The sequence below is a fragment of the Chryseobacterium piperi genome (assembly GCF_002285635.2).
Taxonomy (GTDB): domain Bacteria; phylum Bacteroidota; class Bacteroidia; order Flavobacteriales; family Weeksellaceae; genus Chryseobacterium; species Chryseobacterium piperi.
Genome location: NZ_CP023049.2, coordinates 2,856,641 through 2,881,248, shown reverse-complemented (window position 1 = coordinate 2,881,248; position 24,608 = coordinate 2,856,641). Strand labels below are relative to the sequence as shown.

The window sequence follows — 24,608 nt, the reverse complement described above, 5'->3', positions numbered from 1 at the left end:
AGTGGATTTTTTTGTTAGTTCTGGTTGAGGAAAGTTACTAACTTTATTAGGTCTTCTTCTTTGTCAAATTTAATTTTGTTAGACTTAAAGAAAGTGTTTAGGCTTTCTTTTTTATCGGGAAACTGTGCTATAATGTCTTTCTGATTTTTTGGTTTTTTTATAAAGCCTGTATCTGTTTTGATATAGTAAACAGGATCCAATGTTCTAAAAGCAGCAGGTTTATCGCTTGCGTAGGAGTTAGCTGCTGGAACAGCATCGGTAAATTTCGTTTTAATTTTTTTATAAAGAGCATTTTTGCTATTTACAATCTCAAAAAAATACCCGCTCAAATCATCGGATGTATCGAGTAATACAATAGTCTGTTTAGGGGAAAGTACTTCTATTCTGGAAAATTTGGAATCTTTGAGTAATGCTGAAATTTGACCGTTTTTTTGAAACTCTACTTCATCACTGTAGCTATTGTATCTTACAGGTACCTGTTCATAGCTGTCCGCTATTTTTGCATTACTAAAATTTTTAGTAAGATAAGGAGTCCCTGAAATCTCTTCATACTTTAATGCTTTACCAGATGGAGATTTAAAACCATCAAATACGGAATGATCTCCAAGAACCTGATTAACTGATAAAGTTTGTTGAGCGAAGACAAAAGATATGTTTGTCAATAGTAAAATACTTGCGATTATTTTTTTCATTGTTTTAACGTTATATGATTGATAATTTTATTTTCAAAAGTATAAATATTATTTAAGAGTAGTTGATAAACTTTAAGATAATTTGATAGTTTGGTTTTAAAAATTCAATATAAAGTGATTTTTTAATTAAATTAATTTATATTGATTCTAAATAATATTTTTTAAGTTAATAAAGTTTTGTTAAAATATTTCATATTTATGTATTTTGTTTTATTAAAATGTTGATTGTTAATTTTTTATCAAATTCTAATTATTATATTGTTTTATTAATCGTAATTGATTGTAAATGTTATAATTTTTCATTAAAAAAAGTTGCCAGTATTAATAATTATTAACATATTTGCTCTCTTAAATATATTAAAATTTGTTAATATGAATGTGAAATTGCGTGTATTAACAGCTGGTGTTTTGTTTTTTACAGGACAGGCTGTGTTTGCTCAGAAAAAAACAAAGGATACTACTAATCGAGAAACTAAAATCGAGGAAGTAGTAGTCTTGGGGTATAGTAAGACTTCTACAAAAGCTAAGTCTACAACCTCATCAGTAACTGTAGGGGCAGAAACATTGGAGAATAGACCCAATATTTCTGTTTTGAACTCAATCCAGGGTACTGCTCCAGGTATCGTTGTTAACTCAGCGTCTGGTTCTCCTGGTTCAGGAAAATTCAATATTTTGATTAGAGGGATGAGCTCATTAAATGGTTCTACAGACCCATTATATGTAGTAGATGGTGTTATCACTTCTGGTTCTCAATTCAGAAACCTTAACTCTTACGATATTGAAACTTTCAGTATTTTGAAAGATGCACAAGCGACTGCGATCTATGGTAACAGAGCTGCGAATGGAGTTGTTGTTATTACAACAAAAGGAGGTAGATTCAATTCTGGATTAAGAGTGTCTTATGATGCTTTAACGTCGTTCTCTACAATGCCTAAGCCTGACTATAATATGTCTAGCGGAAGACAGATGTTACAAGTTCAAAAGAACTTGAAGAGTGGTTTTGGAAATACCCTGACACAAGATCAGATTGATAATTGGGGTATAAATACAGACTGGACTAAACAATTTACTCAGGTTGGTATTTCTCAACAACATAATTTAGCTATTACTGGTGGAGGGGAAAATATTAATAACTATTTGTCTTTAGGATATTTAGATAGTGAAGGGACTGTGAAGTCTACTGATTTTAAAAGATTTACACTAAGAAATAACTTAAACGGAAAATCTAAAGATGGTAAATTAACGTTCGGTTCTATTATTGGTTTAGGGTATTCTAAAAGAAATCAATTAGATGATGAAACTAATACCGGTATTGCTGGAAACGTATTACAGAATCCATTGTTTGGAGGAGTGCTTTCTCCTTCTTATGTAGCTCCTTCTCCATATTCTAATGGACAGCAGTTGTTTAATGCTATTGGCCAAAATAGTGCTGGAAACAGAGCTTATATTCTTCAGGATAATATCAACGGTGGTATTAGAAACAGGTTCACGGAGCTAAGTATTTCTGCTAATGCTAACGTTAATTATAAGCTAACAGACTGGTTAAGCGTTGGAAATAGAACGGGTATTGAATATAAAGAGTATGAAAGAATCTTTGCTAGATCTCCGCTAGGTTATTTAGCTATTTCTGTAGCTACAGGACAAGGTGCTAAATATGGAGGTTTTGAACAGTTTACTACTACTCAAGATTTGACGTTTAATAATATTACAAATATTACATTTAACAAAACGTTTGGAGATCATACCATTTCAGCAGCAGCTTACATGGATTATATTAAAGCTCATGTAATGACTAACCAGCAGCAGCAAAATGGATTGAATCCTTTACAGTGGTCATTCGGTGCAGGAACAGGGTATATTCCATTTAATCCGGATACACCAAATATCTACAGACCTACGGTAAGTGCTTCAAAAGTGACTGCGGGTACTCTGGCATATTTTGGAACATTGGATTATGATTACAAAGATAAGTATGGAGTAAGTGGAGTTGTAAGAAGAGATGGTTCATATCGTTTCTTGCCTACTAACAGATGGGAAACTTTCTGGTCAGCGGCTGCAAGATGGAATATCGACAAAGAAGATTTCATGGCTGATTCTGGATTCAGATTACTTAAGCTAAGAGCTTCGATTGGTACTACGGGTAATCAAAACTTAGGAATTGCACTTAATAACCAAAACCCATTGGCTTTGCTTCCAAATAACTTCCTTGATTTATATTCCGGTATTTCAGGATATCAGAATTTGTTAGGATATAACTTTGTAAACTTATCAAATCCATATTTAAGATGGGAGCAAGTGAAGCAAACAAACGTAGGAGTTGACTTTAATTTTAAGGGGATAATAGAAGGTAGTTTGGATTATTACCAAAAGAGAACTACAAGAATGTTCAATGATTTGCAAAGATCTGCGGTTACGGGAACGTATTCTATCAGAGGTAATGACGGTGTTCTTGACAATAAAGGGGTTGAAGGTTTAATCCGATATAACGCTATTAAAACAGAGAATACTAAATTATCCATTTTCGTTAACGGAGCATACAATTCCAACAAAATTGTTTCTATGAGTAATGAGGACTTATCAGATGACATCGTTAATGCAATTGGAGGACCTGCTAGCCAATATCACTTGTATCAGTATGTTGGGGTAAATTCAGCGAATGGAAATATGTTATTCCTTGATAAAAATGGAAATACAACAGAAACTCCAACATCAGCAGATAGAAGATTGACAGGTAAGTCTCCTTATGCTAAGTTTACAGGAGGTTTTGGATTTAATTTCCAACATAAAGGATGGTTCTTGGATACTTTATTCTCATTCCAGCAAGGTGGATATATCTATGACAACTTGTATTCTTGGGTGATGAATCCTAACTATGCGCTTAATAATATTAATGTATCTTCGGATTTGTTAAATGCTTGGACGCCACAAAATACAGGAACTGATATTCCTGCATTAAGAGCTGCAAACGCTGGGTTGGATGGATCTTCGGATAGATTTTTATATAAATCAGATTTCATAAGACTTAAGAATGTTTCTTTAGGTTATAGCTTTACGAAAGAGCAGTTAGGTAAATTGCCTGTAAGAGGAATTAAATTATTTGTTCAGGCAGAAAATTTATACACATGGAGCGATTGGAAAGGATTTGATCCAGAACCGGTTACTAACTATTCATTAAATGTATATCCTAACCCTAGGACAGTATCTGTGGGGGTAAATGTTGATTTTTAATATTAAAGAATTATGAAAAGAATTATAAATACAGTTTTAATTGTGTCAACTTTATCAGTAGCAGGATTTGCTTTGAACAGTTGTCAGGATGCGCTTGATATAACACAGCCTGGAGAATTACAGGAGGATGGAGTTTATACAAGTGTTTCAAACTTAAATGAAGTTTTAAATGGGTCTATTTATGGACAGCTAGATCCAATTGACGAAATATATTTTACAGGTGTATTTACTGACGAAGTAAAGCCTGGTTTTGGAAGTGGAGGTCAGGAGTTTGAATTGCACAGGTACTTTCTAGATCCAGCTACGGCTGTTGTTGGAGGGGGTACAGTAAGTACTGGTTCAAGTGATGGGATCTGGTTGAATAACTATAGAGTTATTAATAGAGTAAACAGATTGTTGGAAGGTGCAAAAAATGTGACGCCAACTTCTCCTGCAGAACAGGCAACGTATAACGGTATCCTTGCTCAGGCAAGAGCAATCAGAGCTTTCTGTTATGTTCAGTTGGAAACTTATTTTTCAACGAATATGAAAGATGCTAATGCTTTAGGAGTTATTTTGTTGAAAGATGTACCTGCTACTGATGCGAAATTACCAAGGTCTAAAAATCAGGATGTGTATGATTTTATCAATGCTGATTTAGATTATGCAAGAGGAATATTATCATATAATACTTCTGCTGCTTCAAGGTATTCTGTAAGTAAAGGATTTGTAAATGCGCTTTCTGCTCGTTTCAATTTATACAGGGGGAATAATGCTTTGGCAAAACAATATGCTAAAGATGTAATTGATAACTCAGGTTTAGCTCTTACTGAGGCTAATCCGGCTCAACCTGCAGGTGATAATCCTCCTGCAATTGGATCTGCTGCATGGAATTCTGCATTTTATGCTACTGCGTCTTCTTTTAACCCGTATAGAAACCTATGGAATGATTCTTCAAGAGGTGAAATTATATTCTCACTTAACAGACTTCCATTAGGAGCTGGTCAAACTATTGGATCAAGATGGAATACGAATCAATCTAATATAAATGGAGTGCCAATGTGGGTTTGGGGAAGAAATTTATATAATTTATTCCAGAATATTCCAGGAGATATAAGAAAATACACTTATGTAGATCCAAGTTCAGAGCCGAATCCGAACTACCAAGATCCAAATCAGGATCCTTTAGATGATGCTATAATTATTGATAAATACCCAGGTAAAACGAGTACGGCTACAAGAAATGACCTTAAAGTATTCAGATTGTCTGAAATGTATTTTATCTTAGCTGAGGCTGAAACTGCTGAGGGTAACCTTTCAGTAGCTCACGATTTAATTCAGAAAGTAAGAGTTGCAAGAAATTATGCGGGAACTGCAACAACCCCTGCTTATTCAAGTGCACAATTTGCATACGCTGATATTTTAAAAGAGCGTAGAATAGAGTTGGCTTTAGAAGGTCACCGTTATATCGACTTGAAAAGACTTGCGACAATTGCAGGTGTAACTATGGATAGAAATGCTATTGATGATACGGTTCCGGTTACCAACCTTCCGAATAATAGCTATAAGTATACCTTACCTATTCCAGTTAAGGAGACTTCTGCAAATCCAAATGCTCAGCAAAACCCTGGTTATTAATTAACGATAATCATATAATAATGAAGCCCTGCTATAAGCAGGGCTTTTTTTTGTGTTTAATTAGATAGGGGTAATAATTAGGATTTAAAAGGAGTCTTTAATTTAGAATGGTTCTAAATATCTCGTTTTTTTTATTAACGAAGTTTTGGTAATTATATATTGTATTTTTTATTTTTTTAAATATTTTATTAACAATTTCAGCGTATATATATTTATATTTTTCTGAAATTGTGATATAGATAATTATTTAATGTATTGGTTTTTAGTTATTTATATTATGTATATGTTAATTGTTATTAATATATTTATTTTCATAAATAACCTAAAAATTGTTAATATGAATGTAAAACTACATGTGTTTAGTGTTGCAGCTTTATTTTTTACCGGCTCAACACTATTTGCCCAAAGGGCAAAAAATGATACCCTCCAAAGGGAGGCTAAGATTGAAGAAGTTGTTGTGCAGGGGTACAGAACGGTTACTAAAAAAACGGCTGTAACCTCGACCGCATCTATTAGTAGCGAGACAATAGAAAACAGGCCCAATGCAAATGTCATGAATGTTGTTCAAGGGCAGCTTGCAGGGGTTAATATTACAGCAAGTTCGGGGCAACCTGGAGCAAGGCCTCAGGTAGTTATTAGAGGAGTAGGTACGTACGGAGCAAATACAGATCCGTTATATGTTATTGATGGCTTTCCATCGAATAGTGATTCTTTCAGATCTTTAAATCCGAATGATATTGAAAGCATGCAGGTGCTTAAAGATGCCACTTCAATTGCTGAATATGGAAATAGAGGATCCAATGGTGTTATAGTGATTAAAACCAAGCAAGGAAGATATGGAGCAGGAAGATTAAATTTTAATTATTCAAGTCAGCTTGGAGTGTCCTTTCTACAAAATCAAAGATATAATTATGCTGATTCCAAGCAGTTGTTGACATTAGAAAAGAGATATGGAATTGGTCAGGGGTCAACCATGTCAGATGATGCTATTGCCAATTTTGGGATTAATACGAACTGGGTAGATTACTTCTTTAGACCTGCTATTTTATCAAGCCATACATTGGGAGTTGAAACGGGAGGTCAAAATTTCAACTCATATACTTCTGTGGGCTATCTTAATCAAGATGGTCTTTTGGAAACCACAGGTTTGCAAAGGTTTAATGTGAGATCTAATATTAACGGAAGATCAGAAAATAATAAGTTTAAGTATTATCTTGGTATTGCAGCTGGTTTTTCAAAAAATAATGAAGCAACTAGCCTGGGAACTGGAGCCATTAATAGGAATTACGTTACAGGAGCTTATTTAGGGGCTCCTTATGTCTCTCCTTCCCAATATCAGAATTCGCGACAGTTGCACCAGTTATATCAGGCTAACGGGACTTTGCTGTATACGCCTTTAATGTTGGTAGATAAATTAACCCAATATTATAATTTAACTGATGAGACAAGGCTGGATTTTACATCGGAAGTTTCTTATAAAATAGTGAAAGACCTTACCGCTAAAATGAGAGTCAATGCTCAACTATTAAGTACAAGGTTCACCCAATCTGAGTTTCCAAACTCTTTTAACGCTTTATTATTTCAGGCATCTGGTCAAGAATTTACAGGGTTTGAGGATATTAATAATAGAAGAGAATTTACATATAATAATTTGGTAGGTTTAGATTATTCTAAAGTATTTGGAAATCATACTTTCAATGTATCAGGAAATTTAGAGTATAATTTTGCCAATTTACAGACTGATAATATGAGGCAAAGAGGACTCAATCCAAAAACATTTGTTCCAGGTTCAGGTTCAGGCTATGTTGGCGATATGTCTACTAATGATTTTTATGTTCCTATAATTTCTTCAGGACAGATTAGATATAATCTGATTTCTTATTTTGGGAATTTTGATTATGATTACAAAAAGAAGTATGGGTTTGTTGCTACGGTAAGAAGAGATGGAACAAGCAGGTTTATTGGGGATTTGCAATGGGGAACATTCTGGTCTCTAGGGGGAAGATGGAATATAAGTGAAGAGAATTTTCTGAAAAATGTTTCATTTATTAATGAATTAAAGATCAGGGGGTCTATTGGAACAGTTGGAAATCAGAGGATTGTTGAGGGAACTGTTTTCGCAGGGTTAAATCCACCAAGATATACCGATATATATTCAATCCCTTCAGCAGCTAGCAGTACTTATAATGGTTCACAAACTTATAATATTTCGTTCGGAGATCCTCAATTAAGATGGGAGACGACTAAAACCTATAATATTGGATTGGATTGGGAATTGTATAAGAGACGGTTTAGGGGATCTTTTGATTATTACAATAAAAAAACGATTGATTTATTTATGCCAGATCCAACTGCACCGATTTTAGGCGTTCGGTCTATAATCCGAAACACAGATGCTACTATGCTCAACAAGGGATTAGAACTTAATTTAGCTTTTGATATCCTAAAAAATGAGAATATTACTTTAACAGTAAGGGCTAATGCTGCAATGAACGAACAAACATTTGATAATTATCCGCTGGGATTAATAGATACAAGGCTAAATGATAGAGCTAACCCAATTTACCGTTCTCAAAATGGAAGTTTGCCTTATTTGCCTTATGTATATCGTTACCTGGGTGTAAATCCTGAAAACGGAAATCTTTTATTTGAAGATATTAATGGAAATCCTACTGAAAACCCTACTGATGCCGATAGAAAACTGGCGAAATATAATTATTTTCCAAAATACCAAGGAGGGTTCGGATTTGATTTTGATTGGAAAGGGTTCTTTCTTAGTACAACCTTTACATTTGTTTCCAATGTATCGAGATTTGATGATGATTTAGCTAATGCTATGGATCCTTCAAATTTAGGAACATTCAATGTATCAAGAGATTTGCTGAATGCCTGGACTCCCAATAACAGAAATACGGATGTGCCGGCGCTGAATGCAGCCAATCTAGCGGCTGATGTTAATTCAGATCGATTCCTGGTCAATGCATCATATGTAAGATTGAGAAATGCTCAATTGGGATATAGGCTTCCTAAAAGTGTTATTCAGGGTACTTTTATCAAAGATCTTTCTATCATCTTACAAGGTGAAAATATTTACACATGGACAAAATGGAGAGGTTTTGATCCTGAAAGCAGCAGGAATGCTGATCTCTATCAGTACCCAACCCCAAGAACGTACACCTTAGGTGTTAATGTCAAATTCTAATAATAAAAAAATGAAAAAAATAATAAATGCAGTAATTTTAGTGAGTAGCCTATTTTTAGTTTCTTGTAGAAACGATTTGTTGGAACCATATACACCAGGCTCTCTAGAGGAAGAAGAAGCATTAACCACAAGTAATGATATTAGTCTGGTTATGAACTCAGCCTATCTGTTGCTTACTGACAGAACAGAGTCTGTTTTCGCATCTGTTTTTACGGATGAAGTAGGGATAGGTTATGCCAATGGAGGTCAGGGCATTACCACTGAATATATTTTCTTTATGAATTCCGGACAATCAAGTCCCATAAGGCTATGGAATGAAACTTATTTTGCACTTGCAAGGATTAATAGAGTTCTTTCATATGTAGATAAAATTACTCCGGTAAATACTACAGATGCAAGGAGAATTGCTAACTTGAAGGCTCAGGCATTAACGGTGAGGGCATATTGTCATTTAAAGTTGATGTCATATTTTTCTACGAACCTTAAAGATGAGAATGCACCTGCTGCTGTTTTAGCCAATCGGGTATTTTTGTTAGAAGAAAAGCAAAATCCAAGAGCAACGAATGGTGAGTTTTATTCATTTATTCACGAAGATTTAAACAATGCGATTTCTATATTTACAAATAATAGTATTGCTTTTGTAAATATTTATGCCAATATCAACTTTGCAAGAGGATTAAAAGCAAGAGCTTTTGCTTATAAGGGAGACTATACGAATGCTGAGATTTGGGCTGATACGGTAATCACAAGCTCGGGGCTTACTTTAGCGACTCAAGATGAGTACCGAAAACTATTTTTTAACGATACGCAACCCGAAAACTCTGAGGTGATTTTTAAATTTAAAAGAACAAATAATCAAAATTCTCAGGCCAATAATCTTCATAATGGATGGTGCTCCATAAGACCCAATTTGGCAGGTTCTCCTTTTTATGAAGTGGGTCGATCCTTACATAATTTATTAAATCCCAATAATTTACGGGATTCTTTAATAAGAACCTTGCCTGATGTTCGAGCAAATGTTATTATTGCTCCGTCATCAGTTGTAGATCCAAATTATGCAACTTCCCCGGATTACAGAAATAGTGATCGATTAATTATCAACAAGCACGGCGGGGTAGAATCAGGAACTCAAACTGCTGCAACTACTGCTAATAATGGTTTTAATAATGACATCAAAGTAATGAGATTGTCAGAAATGTATATGATTAAAGCAGAAGCCAGAACGGCAGCAGGAGATTTAGCAGGAGCGGCTTTAGCTGTCAAGACTTTGTTGGATGCTCGTTTTTCAACTCCTCAGATGGTGCCTGCATTTACAAATGCGACACAAGCCTGGAGAGAAATTCTTAAGCAAAGAAGAATTGAGTTTGCATATGAGGGATACAGGTACATCGATTTGAAAAGACTTGGTACTTTGGCTGGAGTTGGAATTGATCGGGATCCTGCTGATTATTCTTCCAGTTCTGCAAACTATCCGGCGGGTAACCCTTCCAACCTTCCGATGAGTAGCTATAAGTGGACACTTCCAATTCCTCAGGATGAAATTAATGTAAATAAAGTCATTCAGCAAAACCCCGGATATTAATTATCCATAAAAATATAATCTAAAAGCCCTGCTCGAAGCAGGGCTTTTTATTTCCTTTTATTTCTTATTTTTGTCTCACAAAATCAGATAATGAAATACATATTTCTTATAATCCTTTTCTTTGGTAGTCTTTCTAAAGCACAGGTAGTTAATAAAACGGACGCTAATACGCTTGAGAAAAAACCGGAAGATACATTAGTGATCGACTCAGGGAAAAAAGATTCTTTAAAGATATTTAAGCCTACAATCAATGACTATTTGTATCAGACTCAATTTTCTGAGAAAAAGATATTTGATACGGTCATGACTGTTGATAAGACTTATGTCTTCACGCAATATAATAACAGGGATAATTTTGGGAGAGCCCAGCTTCCGAATATAGGAGCAGGATTTAATCCTCTTTCTTACGAAGTCAATGCAGAACAAAATTTATCTTTACTTCCTTCTAATAAATCCTACGGAATTCTGGGGATTGATGATATTAAGTATTATGATGTAAAAACACCGACAGCGACATTCGTTTATCATAATTCAATGAGAAATGGTGCTGCGCTAAAATCGACCTATACCCAAAATATTGGGAAGAGATTTAATTTTGCTTTAGAATATATGGGACTTCGTTCACAAGGCCTTTACAGAAATTCATTGGCCGCTAATAATAATACTTTATTCTCCGGGCATTATGTCAGTAAAAGTGGAAATTACGAATTATTTGCCCACTACCTGCATCAAAATGTAAACAATCAGGAAAATGGAGGGATAGCAGTTGATAGTCTTTTTCAAAACGGAGACAGCAACTCCAGAAACAGGCAAAATATGCAGGTGAATCTTGCAGGATCAAGCTCGCAGTTTGCGTATAGGAGGTATTATTTAAGCCATCAGTTTACTCCATTCAATTCAGAAAAATTTCCTTTTAGAATACGTCATACAATTTCTAATCAAGGAAATAAATATTTTTATGCTCAGGGAGGTTTAGAGAATTATTGGTTTGATTCACCTGCTGAAATTGTGGGTAACTTTCCCCTTTCAACCAAAAAGTACTCCAATAATTTAAGCAATACCGTAAGTCTGGTCTGGGATAATGAAAAATTCAAACTAGATGTTGGTGTGCGCTATCAGATGATAAAATTTGGAGCGACACAAATTAACTTACCTATTTTAGCAATTCCTAATGAAATTAAAGAGAACAGGATAGGGGCAGTAGGAAATCTCCAGGTAAAACTTTTAAATAAGATCCAGCTAAACTCATTTCTTGAATTTTCAAATGGGAGCCAGTTTGGAAGTTATATAAAAACAACCAATAATTTAAAGTTCGAGCCGATTAAAGATTATTTTGTGAATGCTAAAGTAAACTTTCAAAGTGCTTATCCATCATTTAATTACATTTTAAATACATCGGTATACAATAATTTTAATTATTACCTTGGGGATGCCAAAAATCAGTCTATTACTGAAATTGGTGGGAATATCAATTTAAAATGGTTTAAGACCGAATTATTTGTAAACTATTTCAGAATTGATAATTATACTTATTTAGATGCTGCGGCAATGCCTAGACAAAGCCAAAGCTCATTGAATATTTCTCAGATAGGAGGTGATGCAACGTTCAGCTTTGGAAAATATCATTTAAATACGAGAGTGCAGTTTCAGAATGCATTGACGAATAAAGAATTGTATCCAATGCCTGGTTTTATTGGTAGAGCTAACTTCTTTTATCAGACCAAAGCATTTAAAAATGCAGCTGAAATACAGGCGGGGTTAAAAGTATATTATTTCTCGAAATTTGCTTCCAGAGAATATTTCCCGATTCTTAACGAATATATATTACCTAATGCCAATTCATTTTCAATCGGTGGACAGCCTATTGCCGATATTTATATTAATATGAAAGTGAAAAAAATGTTCTTCTTTATTGAAGGACAGCAGATAGGGACTCTTATTTCATCAAATAAAGCCTATGCTTTTCCACACTATCCGGTTTATGACTTTAGACTGAATCTTGGAATTGTTTGGTATTTGTTCAACTAAAAGCGTAATGACAGTTGAAAACAATTAATAAAATATCATTTAACGATATAGAAAGTATCCCTCAGTTGATCAAAGATTTTTTAGATCATAAAATTGAGGGTTTTGAAGAAAATACATTTTCTTTAGATCATTTTACAAAACAGATTCACTTAAAACAGGAGTCTTTTACATCAGAACAAAGAACTGTTCTCTTTGAGGCATTTGAACATCAGCTTTCAGGTCTCGTATTGTCAACAAAACAAAAAGAAAACTTAAATAATTTAAAGCTTCCGGATACATTTACAATTACAACTGGGCATCAGTTGAATTTGTTTTCCGGACCTGTTTTTTTTGTTTATAAAATTTTACAGACAATTAAAACCTGCTCTTATTTAAAATCCAATTTTCCTGATTTTAATTTTGTTCCGGTATATTGGATGGCTTCAGAAGATCATGATTTTGCGGAAATTAATCATTTTAAAACTGAATGCAATTATTATGAGATCAATGAAAAGTCGGGCGGCCCTGTTGGAAGAATACCTGTAACTGATACTTTTTTCATATCTGAATTTGAGCGGGAGTTTAAGGATTCTGTTTTTGGGACGGAGCTTATCCTGATGCTAAAAGAAGCATACAAGCTTGGAAATACTCTTACGGAAGCCATTAAAATCTTAGTCAACAGACTCTTTTCCAATTTTGGGTTATTAATTATTGACGGGGATTCTAAAGAATTAAAGAATCAGGTAAAAGATATTTTTAAAGAGGAATTGCTTCACTCCGAATTATTCAAGGTATCCAAAGAAAAAGTAGATTTTCTTACAGAAAAATACGGTAAAGTGCAGGTGAACCCTCGTGAGATTAACCTGTTCTATCTTTCGGAGACGAGAGACAGAATAGAGTTTGACGGAACGAAGTATACTATTGTAGATACACCAATTCAATTTACTAAGGAGGAAATTTTAAATGAATTGGAAAATGCTCCTGAAAAGTTTAGTCCTAATGCTTTAATGCGTCCGGTTTATCAGGAAAAGGTATTGCCTAATCTGGCTTATATTGGAGGAAATGCTGAGATTATGTATTGGCTGGAGCTTAAAGATTATTTTTCAAAAATTAATATTCCTTTTCCTATTTTAATACCAAGGAACTCTATGCTCTTTTTAAAAGAAAAGACAATGAGGAAGATGGAGAAGCTTCATTTAAAAATTGAAGATTTCTTTAAAAACTTTACCAGCATCACCAATAGTAAGATTTTAGAAGATCACACTATTCTTAGACTGCTTGAAGAGAAAGAGCAGCTTTTAATAAACAATTTTTCGGAGCTGCAGACGATCGCTGAAACGACAGAGAAATCTTTTGGAAATATGGTTAAAGCTGAAGAAGTAAGACAGCTTAAATCTTTTAAAAGAATGAAAAAACGTCTGTTGCATGCAGAAAAAATAAAACAAAGTGAATTGCTTGAAAGATTAGAAAAATTGTTTTTAGAAGTACACCCTTCTAAAACCTGGCAGGAAAGGGTTTATAATTTTAGCGTATTCTTTGCAGATTATGGATATTCATGGCTTGAAACTTGTTTAGAAGAGATGGTGGTTCAAGAATCAAAATTAATAATTGTTGCCATTTAATTTTAAAGGAGTATTTTTGTAAATTATAATTATCGACTATGATAAAGAGGTTTTTTATTCTATCCAGTTTATGTATGATTTTGGGTGTTTCCGCTCAGCAATCGCACACCGTAATAAAAGGTGACAATCCGTATAATATTGCTAGAAAATACGGCATGACTGTAGATGAATTGCTGAAACTCAATCCAAAGTTTAAAGATGGGAAGTTGGCAATTGGAGATGTTTTAACTGTGAAATCTGATAAAACGACTGCAACTACTTCAGTTTCCAAAGCAGCTATTATAGAAAAAGCTAAATCAAACGCACAAGTTGGAAAAATTGTTTTGCAGCCTAAACAAACTATTTATGGCATCACAAAACAATACCGTATTTCTGAAACCGATTTAAGAAAGCTTAATCCTGAACTGGATTCGAATATGAAAATCGGAGATGAAATTACGTTGCCTCTTGATAGCATTAAAAAATATGGTGGAGATCAGCAACAAGTAATTGCTACAAAGCCAACTGAAGTGCCGGCTGAAGTATCCACGAAGTCTACTGTTACAGAAAACGCGGAAAACTATACCATACAGCCGAAAGATAATTATTACAGAATTGCAAAACAATTCGGAATCAGCCAGCAGGAGCTTTTTGCTTTAAATCCTGGATTGGAAGAAAAAGGATTAAAACCTGGTGAGTCTATAAAAGTTAAGAAGATGGGATCTGCTGTGGTGACAGAGCAGGTTAATTCTAAAACGAAGATGGATTCCGGAAATGAAAAATCTTCTGTAAGTTCATCAAATGGGGCTAATGAAGCGACTGATGAATATGTAACGTATACTGTACAACAAGGAGATACGGTTTTCTCTATTGTTAACCGATATGGAATTTCTATTGATGACTTAATTGCTTTGAACCCGGATTTGTCACATGGTTTAAAAACAGGAATGGTTTTAAAAATCAAAAAACTGGATCCTGCTTATGTGAAGAAAAGTGGTGATGCGTTAAGTGTTGTATTGATGCTTCCTTTTGGATATAGCACTAATGAGACTCAATATAGATCAATGGCAATGGATTTCCTTACAGGAGCAAAATTAGCTGTTGAAAGAAATGCCAGAAATGGACAAAAACTAGATATTAAAATTGTTGACTCAGGAAATGAAGCTTCATTTAGAAACTCATTGACTCAAATCAACCCTAATAATACGGACCTTATCATTGGTCCATTCTTTAAGTCTAACGTTATTGATGTTTTAGACTTTACAAAAGCTCAGAAAATTCCGGTTGTGGCACCATTTGCCAATTCTCCGGAACTATATAACTACAGTAATCTGGTCATCATTGAAACCAATGATCAGGCATATGCAGATAAAATTGTAGACGAAGTAAAAGCGGTATATTCAGATCAAAAGATTTATATTGTTGCGGATAGCAAGAAAGAAAATGCCAATTACATTAAGAACAGTCTTGAGAAAGCAGTTAAAAATCCGAATATAATTATTGTTAATTCACCTGCAGATATCAAATCTGATGAAAATCTGATGACCGGTCAGTCTGCACCTGTGATTGCAATTTTAGCAAGTGGTGACGCTGCTGCAGGAGATGCTTTTTCAAATAAGGTTATTGCATTGTCAAAAGAAGTACAGGGTATTAAAGCGTTCAGTATGTACTATGCCCCAAGTTTTGAGAAAAAAGTGGATGACCTTAGTCAGGCAAGTTTAGTTTATCTGATGGATAGAAAGATAAATACTGATGGAAGCTTTGAAAAAGAAATTTTAGCGGCTTATAAAAGTAAGTACTGTAAGACTCCTCCAAAATATGCAATTATTGGGTTTGATGTAGTTAACGATATGTTGACAAGAGAAAACCGAAGAGGGGAGATCTTTAAGCAGATGAATAAAGTGCAGACTCAACTTGCTACGAAATTTGAATTTGTAAAATCTAAAGCAAACGGTGCCTATGTTAATACAGGGTACCGCGTAATCAGACTAGTCCCTTAGAATTAGGGACTGGCTGAACCAAAGAATATCTTATCATTATACTTATATTTGCATAATATTTTAAATTAATACATGAAAGCACTTGTATTTCCTGGGCAGGGTTCTCAATTCGTTGGGATGGGAAAAGAATTATATGATTCTCGAAAAGACATAAAGGATTTGATGGAATCTGCCAATGAAATTTTAGGTTTTGATATTTTGTCCCTTATGTTTAATGGGACGGATGATGATCTTAAGAAAACAGAGGTTACCCAACCTTCTATTTTTATACATTCAGTGGCTGCTTTGAAAGCAGTAAATGGTCTTGGAGCTGAAATGGTTGCAGGGCACTCTTTAGGAGAATTTTCAGCATTGGTGGCTAACGGTGTTTTATCTTTCGATGATGGGCTGAAGTTAGTATCCGAAAGAGCCAAAGCAATGCAAGAAGCTTGTGATGCCAATCCAAGCTCAATGGCAGCAATTTTAGGTCTTGAAGATGCTAAGGTTGAAGAGATTTGTGCTCAAATCAACGGAATTGTAGTTCCGGCAAACTATAACTGCCCTGGGCAATTAGTGATTTCCGGAGAAACAGCAGCTGTAGAAGAAGCTTGCGTAAAACTAAAAGAAGCTGGAGCTAAAAGAGCTTTATTGTTACCGGTTAATGGAGCATTTCATTCGCCTTTGATGCAGCCGGCACAAGAGAAACTGGCAGCGGCTATTGAGGTTACTAAATTCCGAAAAGCAACTATTCCGGTTTACCAGAATATTACAACAACAGCGGTTACCAATCCAGATGAAATTAAGAAAAATCTGATTGCACAGTTGACAGGTCCTGTAAAATGGACACAATCTGTTCAGAATATGATCAAAGATGGAGCTTCCAATTTCGTAGAAGTTGGACCTGGAAAAACATTACAAGGATTAATCAAAAAAATTGATAGTTCTGTAGCTGTAGCTTCTGCAATCTAATAAAAAAATATGGGCGAGATATTTTCACCGGGAAAGCTGATGCTTACTTCAGAATATTTCGCTATCGATGGAGCTCTTGTCTTAGCGGTATCTACCAGGCTGGGACAAGAGTTTTTCTTTGAAGAATCAAAAGATGGGCGATCTCTGGTTTACTGGGAAGCCTATCATCAAAATCAATTATGGCTGAAGGCTGTCATTGACTATCATCACTGGCAAATTTTGGAAACCAATATCCAGGCAAGTGCTGAATTTATTTTAAAAACTTTAAAAAACGTTCAGTCCCTTTCGGAGACCAGATTCAAATCCTCTTCTTCATATCATTTAAAAACAAATCTTCAGTTTCCTGCCGACTATGGACTTGGCAGTAGTTCTACCTTGATGAATAATCTGGCGGAATGGTCTGGAATAGATCCTTTTCATTTAAATAATATCAGTTTAGGAGGAAGTGGGTATGATATTGCTGTCGCAAAAGAAAAGTCAGCAATTCTCTATCAAAGCAAACCGGAAATTCAGTATGAAAAGATAAATTTTAATCCTGAATTCAAAAATGAATTGATTTTTATCCATTTAAACCAAAAGCAAAACAGTAGAGAAGCGATAAGTCTGTACAAGTCAAAAATAAAGTCTCCATATCTTATAGAAGAGTTTTCGAATCTTACAAGAAAAATTTTATTATGTAATGAATTGGATAATTTTTCGCAATTAATGACCTTTCATGAACAAAAAATCTCTGATTTTTTAGAAATTCCTACAGTTAAGGAAAAAATTTTCACTGACTGTCCAGTTTTTGTAAAAAGTTTGGGTGCCTGGGGTGGAGATTTTGTGATGAGTACCAAATTCAGGGGCTTTAGGGACTATTTTTGGGGAAAAGGTTTTACTACTATTTTCGAATGGGATGATATAATTAATTCATAAACAGTAATTTACAACTCTTCATTTTTCTTTGTCATTCTGACTTATATCATTATATTTAATCACCTTTAACAATTAATTAATATTTAATTTTGTTGGACTAAATAAAGAAATAGAAAATATAAGTAAAATGAAACACGCTAAAATCATCCAGGATTTACAAAAATTAGGGATTAAAGGAAACTATGAAGTAATTTATAATCCTTCTTACGAAGAATTATATCAAGCCGAAGTTTCTCCTGAAAATCAGGGTTTTGAGAGAGCTGAACTTACAGAATCAGGTGCAGTATCAGTAAAAACGGGAATTTTTACTGGCCGTTCTCCTAAAGACAGGTATATAGTTCAGGATGATGTTACAAGAGACACAATTTTCTGGGATGGTAAAGTAAACCTACCTACGACACCGGAAATCTTCCAGTCTTGTAAAGAATTAGTGCTAGACCAACTTTCTTCTTCTAAGAAAATTTATGTTGTAGATGCTTTTTGTGGGACAAATGCAGATACCAGACTTAAAGTAAGATTCATTGTAGAAGTTGCATGGCAGGCGCATTTCGTTACTAATATGTTCATCCGTCCATCTCATTACGAGCTGGAACACTTTGGAGAACCAGATTTCACTGTAGTGAATGGTTCTAAAACGACGAATCCAAATTGGGAAGCACAAGGATTGCATTCTGAAAATTTTGTAATGTTTAATCTTACTGAGAAATTGCAAATTATTGGTGGTACCTGGTATGGAGGAGAAATGAAAAAAGGAATGTTTGCAATGATGAATTACTACCTTCCATTGAAAGGTATGGCATCAATGCACTGTTCTGCTAACGTGGGTGAAGAAGGAGATGTTGCTCTATTCTTCGGCCTTTCCGGAACAGGAAAAACAACATTGTCTGCAGATCCGAAAAGATATCTTATTGGTGATGACGAGCACGGTTGGGACCATAACGGGGTATTCAACTATGAAGGAGGATGTTACGCTAAAGTAATTGATTTATCAGAAGAAAAAGAACCAGATATCTTCAGAGCAATAAAAAGAGATGCACTTCTTGAAAATGTTGTTGTGAATGATGGAATTGCTGATTATACAGACGGATCTATCACTGAAAATACCAGAGTTTCTTATCCAATCTATCATATTAATAAAATTGTTTTGCCTTCAAAAGCAGGACATGCTAAGAAGATTGTTTATCTTTCTGCGGATGCCTTCGGCGTATTGCCTCCGGTTTCTATTTTAGATGAAAATCAGGCTCAATACCATTTCTTATGTGGATATACTTCTAAATTGGCAGGAACTGAAAGAGGAATTACTTCTCCTCAACCATCATTCTCGCCAGCATTTGGTGAAGCTTTCCTTACATTACATCCAACAATGTATTCAAAAACATTAATTGGTAAAATGAAAGAACACGGTGCTAAAGCTTATTTAGTGAATACAGGTTGGAATGGTACCGGAAAAAGAATTTCTTTGAAGGATACAAGAGCAATTATCGATGCCATCATTGATGGATCAATAGAAAAGGCTCCTAAAACAAAAGTTCCGATCATGAATTTAGAAATTCCAACTTCATTACCGAATGTTTCTGAAGGGATTTTAGATCCTAGAAATACCTATAATGAAGTTTCTGAATGGGAAGAAAAAGCTAAAGATTTAGCTTCAAGATACATCAAAAACTTTGAACAGTATTGTAATACTGAGGAAGGGAAAAAACTAATTCCTTCAGGTCCTCAACTACAAGAACAAACAATATAAAGATAAAAAAAGCCTCATCATTGATGAGGCTTTTCTTATGTGTATATCAATTGTAATTTAAAAACTGAGCAATGCTAATCTGTATCCTTGTAATCCAAACCCTGATAGTACTGCATCTGTATAAGTAGCTGTCACAGACTTCTGGCGAAATTCTTCTCTTTTGTAGATATTGCTGATGTGCACTTCTATTTTAGGTTTCTGAATGTTTTTTAAGCAGTCAGCGATTGCATAAGAATAATGTGTAAAGGCTCCCGGGTTAATTACTACAGCATCAAAATTATCTTCTTGTAACCTATTAATCAATTCACCTTCAATATTAGATTGATAATACCCCAATTCATAAGAAGGAAATTCAGATTTTAATTTTTCTAAATACTCTTCCATCGATATAGAACCGTAAATTTCAGGTTCCCTGGTACCTAAGAGATTAAGATTAGGCCCATTTATAATCAAAACTTTCATAGAAAATATTTACTCAAAGATAAATATTTCTTTAGACTATTACTGCTATAAATTATAGATTCTGACGAATACATTTCGTATGGAGATTTCTGTTAAATATTGATGGAACGGAAAGAGAATGTTATTTGTTTTTCTTTTTGCATTCAATGTGGTTATTTAAATTGTTTTAATGGGTTAAATAAATGAATTATCAAAAATCAATCATTTAATTAGCTGTTTGACAGTTGTATACTAATTGTAAGCCATTTTCTAGATTCTCATTTATGATTAATTTTTTTCTGAAATTGTAAAGAATAACTTTGCAATAGGACTTTAAAAAAGAAAAACAGATTCTAGTAAATTCTGAATTGAGGCCTAAAAAAACACAATTTTTGGAATATCCGGCAATGAAGAAGAAGGGGAGGCTATTTAAGAAGTAAATATTTTAATAGCACCTCTTTCATTCAGTGCTTGTTTATCGGTCAATATATCGAATAGTGTTAGGATTTCAAAATTGTTCAATTGATAAACAGACAGAAATCCGTCTTTTACAGACCTGCATATAATTCATATAAATTGTTATGAATTATAGATTCTGTTGAATATATTCTGACGGGGTTATTCCTTCGATTTGTTTAAAGACTCTGTTAAATGTTGATTGATTTGAAAAGCCGGATTCAGTATAAATGTACATTAAGGTAGCTTTTTGGAAATCAATTTCTGTGAATAATTTTTTCACATAATTAATCCTATAATTATTAAGAAAGGTATTGAAGTTTGGATACCCTTTATAGCGGATAGCTTTGGAAATATAAGAACTGTTAACCTCTAAAACTACACTTAGTCTTGAAAGATTAAACTTAGGATCTTTAAAAAGCATGTCCTGGCTCATTATCGTTTCTATTTTTTCAAATAACTTTTCAAAGGCCTCAGCATCTATAGGATCAGGTGTTGTTTTGATGACCACCTTACTTACATTTTCATTTTTGGACAATACAAGGGAATCTGGTGGGGTAGGGTGGTCTAATGCTTCCGGTCTTTTAATTTTATCTTTATAATAAATCAATAAAAAGACAATTGAAATATTTGAAATAAAGAGAAGCGTATCATTAAATTTAATCTCTTCTTGTGTATGCTTAGGAAAATTGAAATTGAAATTGTTGGCTACTATGCTAATGGTAATGATGGTCAATACAACATACAATGTGTATAATAAGACTTCTTTTTTAGAAAAGAATATATAAGCACCTAATGGAATGGGTAGCAATATAGAAAAACATGCTACAGAGTTTTCCCAAAAGGCTAGTATAATATAAAAGCTATATATAGGAACAGAAATTAGAAAGAAGTGTACAAGGAAATCAGGTGAAAATCTTTTTCGCGTAAATAAATAAGGACCACCTAAAAGAATTAAACCGAGTGCTATATACCATGACATTATTTTGTCTGGAGTCAAAAATGTAAAGATGATAACATAAGCAGCTAATATGAAAGTCATGATAGCAACATATCTATCCATCAACTCTAGCTTTAATTTTTTTATTTGTTCTTTTTTTTGCATTCAATGCAGCTGTTTAAATTGTTTTAGACAGGTTAAATAATTGATTTTTGGTAATTCACTTATTTAATTATCTGTTTTACAGTTGTATACTGATTGTAAGTCATTTTATGGATTCTCATTTACAATTTAATTTTTTCTGCACTTATAAATAATAACTTTGCAACAGAACTTCAAAAAAAGTGAAAACTAAGTAAAACATCTTCCATCAATAGTTTATTTTCGTTGGCTAAATTATATAAAAAAAATGTATGGCAGGTTAAAAAATGCCAAATCTTTTTTGTGGAGTTATTGTTGTGTGTTTAGTTGATCTTGAATGTTTTGTATGAGGAAATTAAGAATGCAAGATATTTCTAATATAACTAAATATTCATACGATGTTATTATTAGAGTAAAGAACACAAATGATGATTAATATTTTGTTTAAAAAAGAATATTTTTTAATCTGCTATTGTATTTGGTATCTATGTCCGGATTGATTTTGAAAGACAAATGAGGGGCGTTGTTGTTTTTGATAGAAAATAAAGCAAATTTTTTGATTGAAGATCTATCTAACTTATGTTAAGGTTTTAAGAATGAATTTTGATTTTAAAGATATCCACATAGGAGAATGTATTAAGAAAAGAATTGAAGAAATAGATATTTCTATTGTTCGTATCTGTAAATTTCTTAATACTAGCGAAGATGAGGTATATAAAGTATTGGGACAAAAGGAGCTCCCTACCGAGCTTCTTCTTAAGTATAGCAAGCTTTTAGAGTATGATTTTTTTAGAATTTATACCCAGCATCTGATTATTTTTGCTCCTCTGGGTAATGCTCAATTTAATACTGTGGATAGTAAGCAAAAGTTTGTTTTGCCACAATTCCGAAAAAACATATATACAAAAGAGCTAATCGATTTTATTTTGGAACTTATAAACACAGGGCAAAAAACAAAACTTCAGATAATAGAAGAATATAGAATTCCGAGGACAACACTCTATAAATGGATTAGTAGGTATAATGGAAATCTTAATTAAATTTTGGTATTGAGCCAAAATTTTTTAAATACTAGTAAGTTCAAATAATAATTAAGAGTTTATGAAAGAACAAGGTCCTGATTATAAACAAATTTATATGGATATGATTCAGATGAAGTACCCGGATAAATTTGAAAATTGTAGAACGATCTTACAGAAAAAAAGATTAGCAGTACTGGATGTGCTTGAACTGAACCAAATTATTTTTGGTTTAAAAGATATGGAAACAGAGCGGTTTAATCAAAGACATAGATCTTATGATAAGCTTACGATCACAAGAATTTTAGAGCTTCAGCAGAAAAATGGTTATAGTAATACCGAAATATCTAATCAATTTAAGATAAGTAGAAATACTGTAGCGAAATGGAAGAAGACATTTCTATTCTAAATATTATAGTAATGCTTACAAAACCTTATTTAAAAATATAAAATAGTTTAAGAGAATATAAAAGTTGAAATAATTATATAGCTCATTAAATTCACCATTAACTAACACAAATATTCATAGTAAATAATTTTAAAACACAATACATGATGATTAAACAAAACTTACTAAGGCTAGTATCTTTTCTAGCTCCATTTTTATTAATATATGGACAAGTAGGGATTAATACTCCTAGCCCGCATTCTAAATCAGCGCTAGAAGTTTTTTCTAATGACAAAGGCTTCCTTCCACCGCGTTTAACAACTTCTCAGAGAGATGCTCTTATTACTTCGGGTGCTCCGGATGAAAGTTCCGAGGGTATGGTGATCTACAATAAAACAGTTCACTGTCTTGAGTTTTGGAATAGCATGGAATGGATTAATATGTGCCAGGGAAATGCTGCGGTATATGCCATCGACTGTGAACCTGTTGTTAATGGAAATTTTTATGCCGGTTCCCCTGCTGCAGGATCTGTAAGAATTAAAGTTACAGTGAGCAGCCCAGGTAAATATAAAATTAATACAGCTACCATTAATGGAATGAGTTTTAATGGAGAAGGGAATTTTGAGAATACAGGAGAGCAATATGTCATTCTTTCAGCAGAAGGGACTCCAGCACAAACAGGAACTTATACTTACTCTATTATTAATCCAGGAGGAAATGAAAGTTGTACTTTTAATGTTACAGTAACAAATCAACCGTCTGGAAGGGTAATTAAGATCCTTTCAGTAATTCCTGATGCATGGAATGGAACTTTATCAACAGACTCCAATGGGACGTATTCATCTGTTGCCCGCTCTAAATTAACTAACCCTAGCAATTTCGGACCGAATGGAAGTGTGGTAATGTCTAATTTTATTTTTGAAACAGTTAATATCCGAACTGCGACTCCTTCTGAATTAGCAACGGCAATAGATAATGCTGATATTATTTGGATTGGTTACGTATATACCAGTTATTTTTCTGATCAGTCTATCGCTGTTTTGAAGCAGAAAATTCAGGAAAAGAAGAAGTTCTTTGTTATTGATGCAGAGCATCAAAATCTTAGCCCAATCAATAAGTTGAATATAGGTTATACTACACAGTATATTAATTCTCAAAGGCCGGGATCATTTTTTACCACGGGCTCTCAGGGGCCAAACAGTGGGATATTTGGGAATTTACCAGAAAATACGAAGCTACAAACCAACCGTTATATGGGTAGACTAACACAATATCCAGCTACTGCCAAATTATTTATGAAAGACAGTGCAGGTGGAGCTGCGGGAACTTTAGATGGTAATGTACTAGTTTATACTGATGTAAATTTATTTTACAATTATGAATCCACAGATAAATTTTATAGCGAAGGAAGTAGCTGTACAGAAAGTCCTAACGCGAAATTCTTTTGTAACCTATTTAGTATTGCGATCGAATATGTAAGATAGGCCGTTTGGGATGTTATAAATTTAAATACCATCATTTCTACAGAAAATTTTTGTTTACAAATAAAATTGGAATAGGTAGGAATCAAAATAGTTGAAAATGACGCTTTTAAGCGTCATTTTTTTTGTTCATAATTGGATAGTAGTTTTGAATAATTGATAATGATATTTGTCATGTTTAATGATTTAGTAATTTTCATAAAAGC

At 33.7% G+C, this 24,608-nt stretch carries 16 protein-coding genes; 13 read left to right on the top strand and 3 right to left on the bottom strand.

What is annotated here, in order from left to right:
* Positions 1-14 precede the first annotated feature (14 nt).
* Complete coding sequence (locus CJF12_RS12555) at positions 15-692, bottom strand: hypothetical protein (RefSeq protein ID WP_034680400.1); 678 nt, start codon at positions 690-692, stop codon at positions 15-17.
* Between the two features lie 372 nt (positions 693-1,064).
* Here CJF12_RS12555 and CJF12_RS12550 point away from each other — a divergent pair, with 372 nt between their 5' ends.
* The 10 genes from CJF12_RS12550 to pckA all read left to right on the top strand — a co-directional run bounded on the left by CJF12_RS12550 (position 1,065) and on the right by pckA (position 19,536).
* Positions 1,065-3,920, top strand: a complete 2,856-nt coding sequence (locus tag CJF12_RS12550) for a SusC/RagA family TonB-linked outer membrane protein (RefSeq protein WP_034680397.1) — start codon at positions 1,065-1,067, stop codon at positions 3,918-3,920.
* 12 nt (positions 3,921-3,932) lie between these two features.
* Positions 3,933-5,537 carry a RagB/SusD family nutrient uptake outer membrane protein gene (locus CJF12_RS12545; RefSeq protein ID WP_034680395.1) on the top strand — a complete coding sequence of 535 codons (1,605 nt, stop codon included), beginning with the start codon at positions 3,933-3,935 and terminating at the stop codon, positions 5,535-5,537.
* Between the two features lie 337 nt (positions 5,538-5,874).
* The gene (locus CJF12_RS12540) at positions 5,875-8,739 is read left to right on the top strand and encodes a SusC/RagA family TonB-linked outer membrane protein (protein ID WP_157759857.1); all 2,865 of its coding nucleotides are present in this window, start codon (positions 5,875-5,877) and stop codon (positions 8,737-8,739) included.
* Between the two features lie 10 nt (positions 8,740-8,749).
* Complete coding sequence (locus CJF12_RS12535) at positions 8,750-10,321, top strand: RagB/SusD family nutrient uptake outer membrane protein (protein ID WP_165569107.1); 1,572 nt, start codon at positions 8,750-8,752, stop codon at positions 10,319-10,321.
* 90 nt (positions 10,322-10,411) lie between these two features.
* A complete protein-coding gene (locus tag CJF12_RS12530; RefSeq protein ID WP_034680389.1) occupies positions 10,412-12,349 on the top strand; it encodes a putative porin in 1,938 nt (645 codons plus the stop codon).
* Between the two features lie 14 nt (positions 12,350-12,363).
* Complete coding sequence (bshC, locus tag CJF12_RS12525) at positions 12,364-13,950, top strand: bacillithiol biosynthesis cysteine-adding enzyme BshC (protein WP_034680385.1); 1,587 nt, start codon at positions 12,364-12,366, stop codon at positions 13,948-13,950.
* A 38-nt stretch (positions 13,951-13,988) separates the two neighbouring features.
* Complete coding sequence (locus CJF12_RS12520) at positions 13,989-15,929, top strand: LysM peptidoglycan-binding domain-containing protein (RefSeq protein ID WP_051887130.1); 1,941 nt, start codon at positions 13,989-13,991, stop codon at positions 15,927-15,929.
* A 72-nt stretch (positions 15,930-16,001) separates the two neighbouring features.
* Positions 16,002-16,877, top strand: coding sequence for an ACP S-malonyltransferase (gene fabD / locus CJF12_RS12515; protein ID WP_034680381.1), 876 nt, complete (start codon positions 16,002-16,004; stop codon positions 16,875-16,877).
* A gap of 9 nt (positions 16,878-16,886) precedes the next feature.
* Entirely contained in the window at positions 16,887-17,792 is a 906-nt protein-coding gene (locus CJF12_RS12510; RefSeq protein WP_034680378.1) for a GYDIA family GHMP kinase, read from the top strand.
* 127 nt (positions 17,793-17,919) lie between these two features.
* A complete protein-coding gene (pckA, locus tag CJF12_RS12505) occupies positions 17,920-19,536 on the top strand; it encodes a phosphoenolpyruvate carboxykinase (ATP) (protein ID WP_034680374.1) in 1,617 nt (538 codons plus the stop codon).
* Positions 19,537-19,593: 57 nt separating this feature from the next.
* Here the strand turns inward: pckA and CJF12_RS12500 are convergent, their stop codons facing one another.
* Together CJF12_RS12500 and CJF12_RS12495 are read right to left on the bottom strand one after the other, a co-directional pair.
* Positions 19,594-19,998, bottom strand: coding sequence for a type II 3-dehydroquinate dehydratase (locus CJF12_RS12500; RefSeq protein WP_034680373.1), 405 nt, complete (start codon positions 19,996-19,998; stop codon positions 19,594-19,596).
* A 565-nt stretch (positions 19,999-20,563) separates the two neighbouring features.
* Complete coding sequence (locus CJF12_RS12495) at positions 20,564-21,538, bottom strand: helix-turn-helix domain-containing protein (RefSeq protein ID WP_034680370.1); 975 nt, start codon at positions 21,536-21,538, stop codon at positions 20,564-20,566.
* A gap of 536 nt (positions 21,539-22,074) precedes the next feature.
* Between CJF12_RS12495 and CJF12_RS12490 the strand changes: the two genes are divergently transcribed.
* The 3 genes from CJF12_RS12490 (at position 22,075) to CJF12_RS12480 (ending at position 24,405) form a co-directional block, all read left to right on the top strand.
* Positions 22,075-22,554: a transposase gene (locus CJF12_RS12490; RefSeq protein WP_228423502.1), complete on the top strand. Its 480-nt coding sequence runs from the start codon at positions 22,075-22,077 to the stop codon at positions 22,552-22,554.
* Positions 22,555-22,615: 61 nt separating this feature from the next.
* Positions 22,616-22,942 carry a transposase gene (locus CJF12_RS12485; RefSeq protein ID WP_034680362.1) on the top strand — a complete coding sequence of 109 codons (327 nt, stop codon included), beginning with the start codon at positions 22,616-22,618 and terminating at the stop codon, positions 22,940-22,942.
* 143 nt (positions 22,943-23,085) lie between these two features.
* Positions 23,086-24,405, top strand: a complete 1,320-nt coding sequence (locus tag CJF12_RS12480; RefSeq protein ID WP_034680357.1) for a hypothetical protein — start codon at positions 23,086-23,088, stop codon at positions 24,403-24,405.
* The last annotated feature ends 203 nt before the right edge of the window (positions 24,406-24,608 follow it).

Excerpts from the sequence above, each read along its gene's own strand:
- CJF12_RS12500 (WP_034680373.1), bottom strand. The coding sequence starts at position 19,998 with ATGAAAGTTTTGATTATAAATGGGCCTAATCTTAATCTCTTAGGTACC.
- CJF12_RS12480 (WP_034680357.1), top strand. The coding sequence starts at position 23,086 with ATGATGATTAAACAAAACTTACTAAGGCTAGTATCTTTTCTAGCTCCA.
- CJF12_RS12535 (WP_165569107.1), top strand. The coding sequence starts at position 8,750 with ATGAAAAAAATAATAAATGCAGTAATTTTAGTGAGTAGCCTATTTTTA.
- CJF12_RS12545 (WP_034680395.1), top strand. The coding sequence starts at position 3,933 with ATGAAAAGAATTATAAATACAGTTTTAATTGTGTCAACTTTATCAGTA.
- CJF12_RS12520 (WP_051887130.1), top strand. The coding sequence starts at position 13,989 with ATGATAAAGAGGTTTTTTATTCTATCCAGTTTATGTATGATTTTGGGT.
- CJF12_RS12510 (WP_034680378.1), top strand. The coding sequence starts at position 16,887 with ATGGGCGAGATATTTTCACCGGGAAAGCTGATGCTTACTTCAGAATAT.
- CJF12_RS12495 (WP_034680370.1), bottom strand. The coding sequence starts at position 21,538 with ATGCAAAAAAAAGAACAAATAAAAAAATTAAAGCTAGAGTTGATGGAT.
- CJF12_RS12540 (WP_157759857.1), top strand. The coding sequence starts at position 5,875 with ATGAATGTAAAACTACATGTGTTTAGTGTTGCAGCTTTATTTTTTACC.
- fabD (WP_034680381.1), top strand. The coding sequence starts at position 16,002 with ATGAAAGCACTTGTATTTCCTGGGCAGGGTTCTCAATTCGTTGGGATG.
- CJF12_RS12550 (WP_034680397.1), top strand. The coding sequence starts at position 1,065 with ATGAATGTGAAATTGCGTGTATTAACAGCTGGTGTTTTGTTTTTTACA.
- CJF12_RS12530 (WP_034680389.1), top strand. The coding sequence starts at position 10,412 with ATGAAATACATATTTCTTATAATCCTTTTCTTTGGTAGTCTTTCTAAA.
- CJF12_RS12555 (WP_034680400.1), bottom strand. The coding sequence starts at position 692 with ATGAAAAAAATAATCGCAAGTATTTTACTATTGACAAACATATCTTTT.
- pckA (WP_034680374.1), top strand. The coding sequence starts at position 17,920 with ATGAAACACGCTAAAATCATCCAGGATTTACAAAAATTAGGGATTAAA.
- CJF12_RS12485 (WP_034680362.1), top strand. The coding sequence starts at position 22,616 with ATGAAAGAACAAGGTCCTGATTATAAACAAATTTATATGGATATGATT.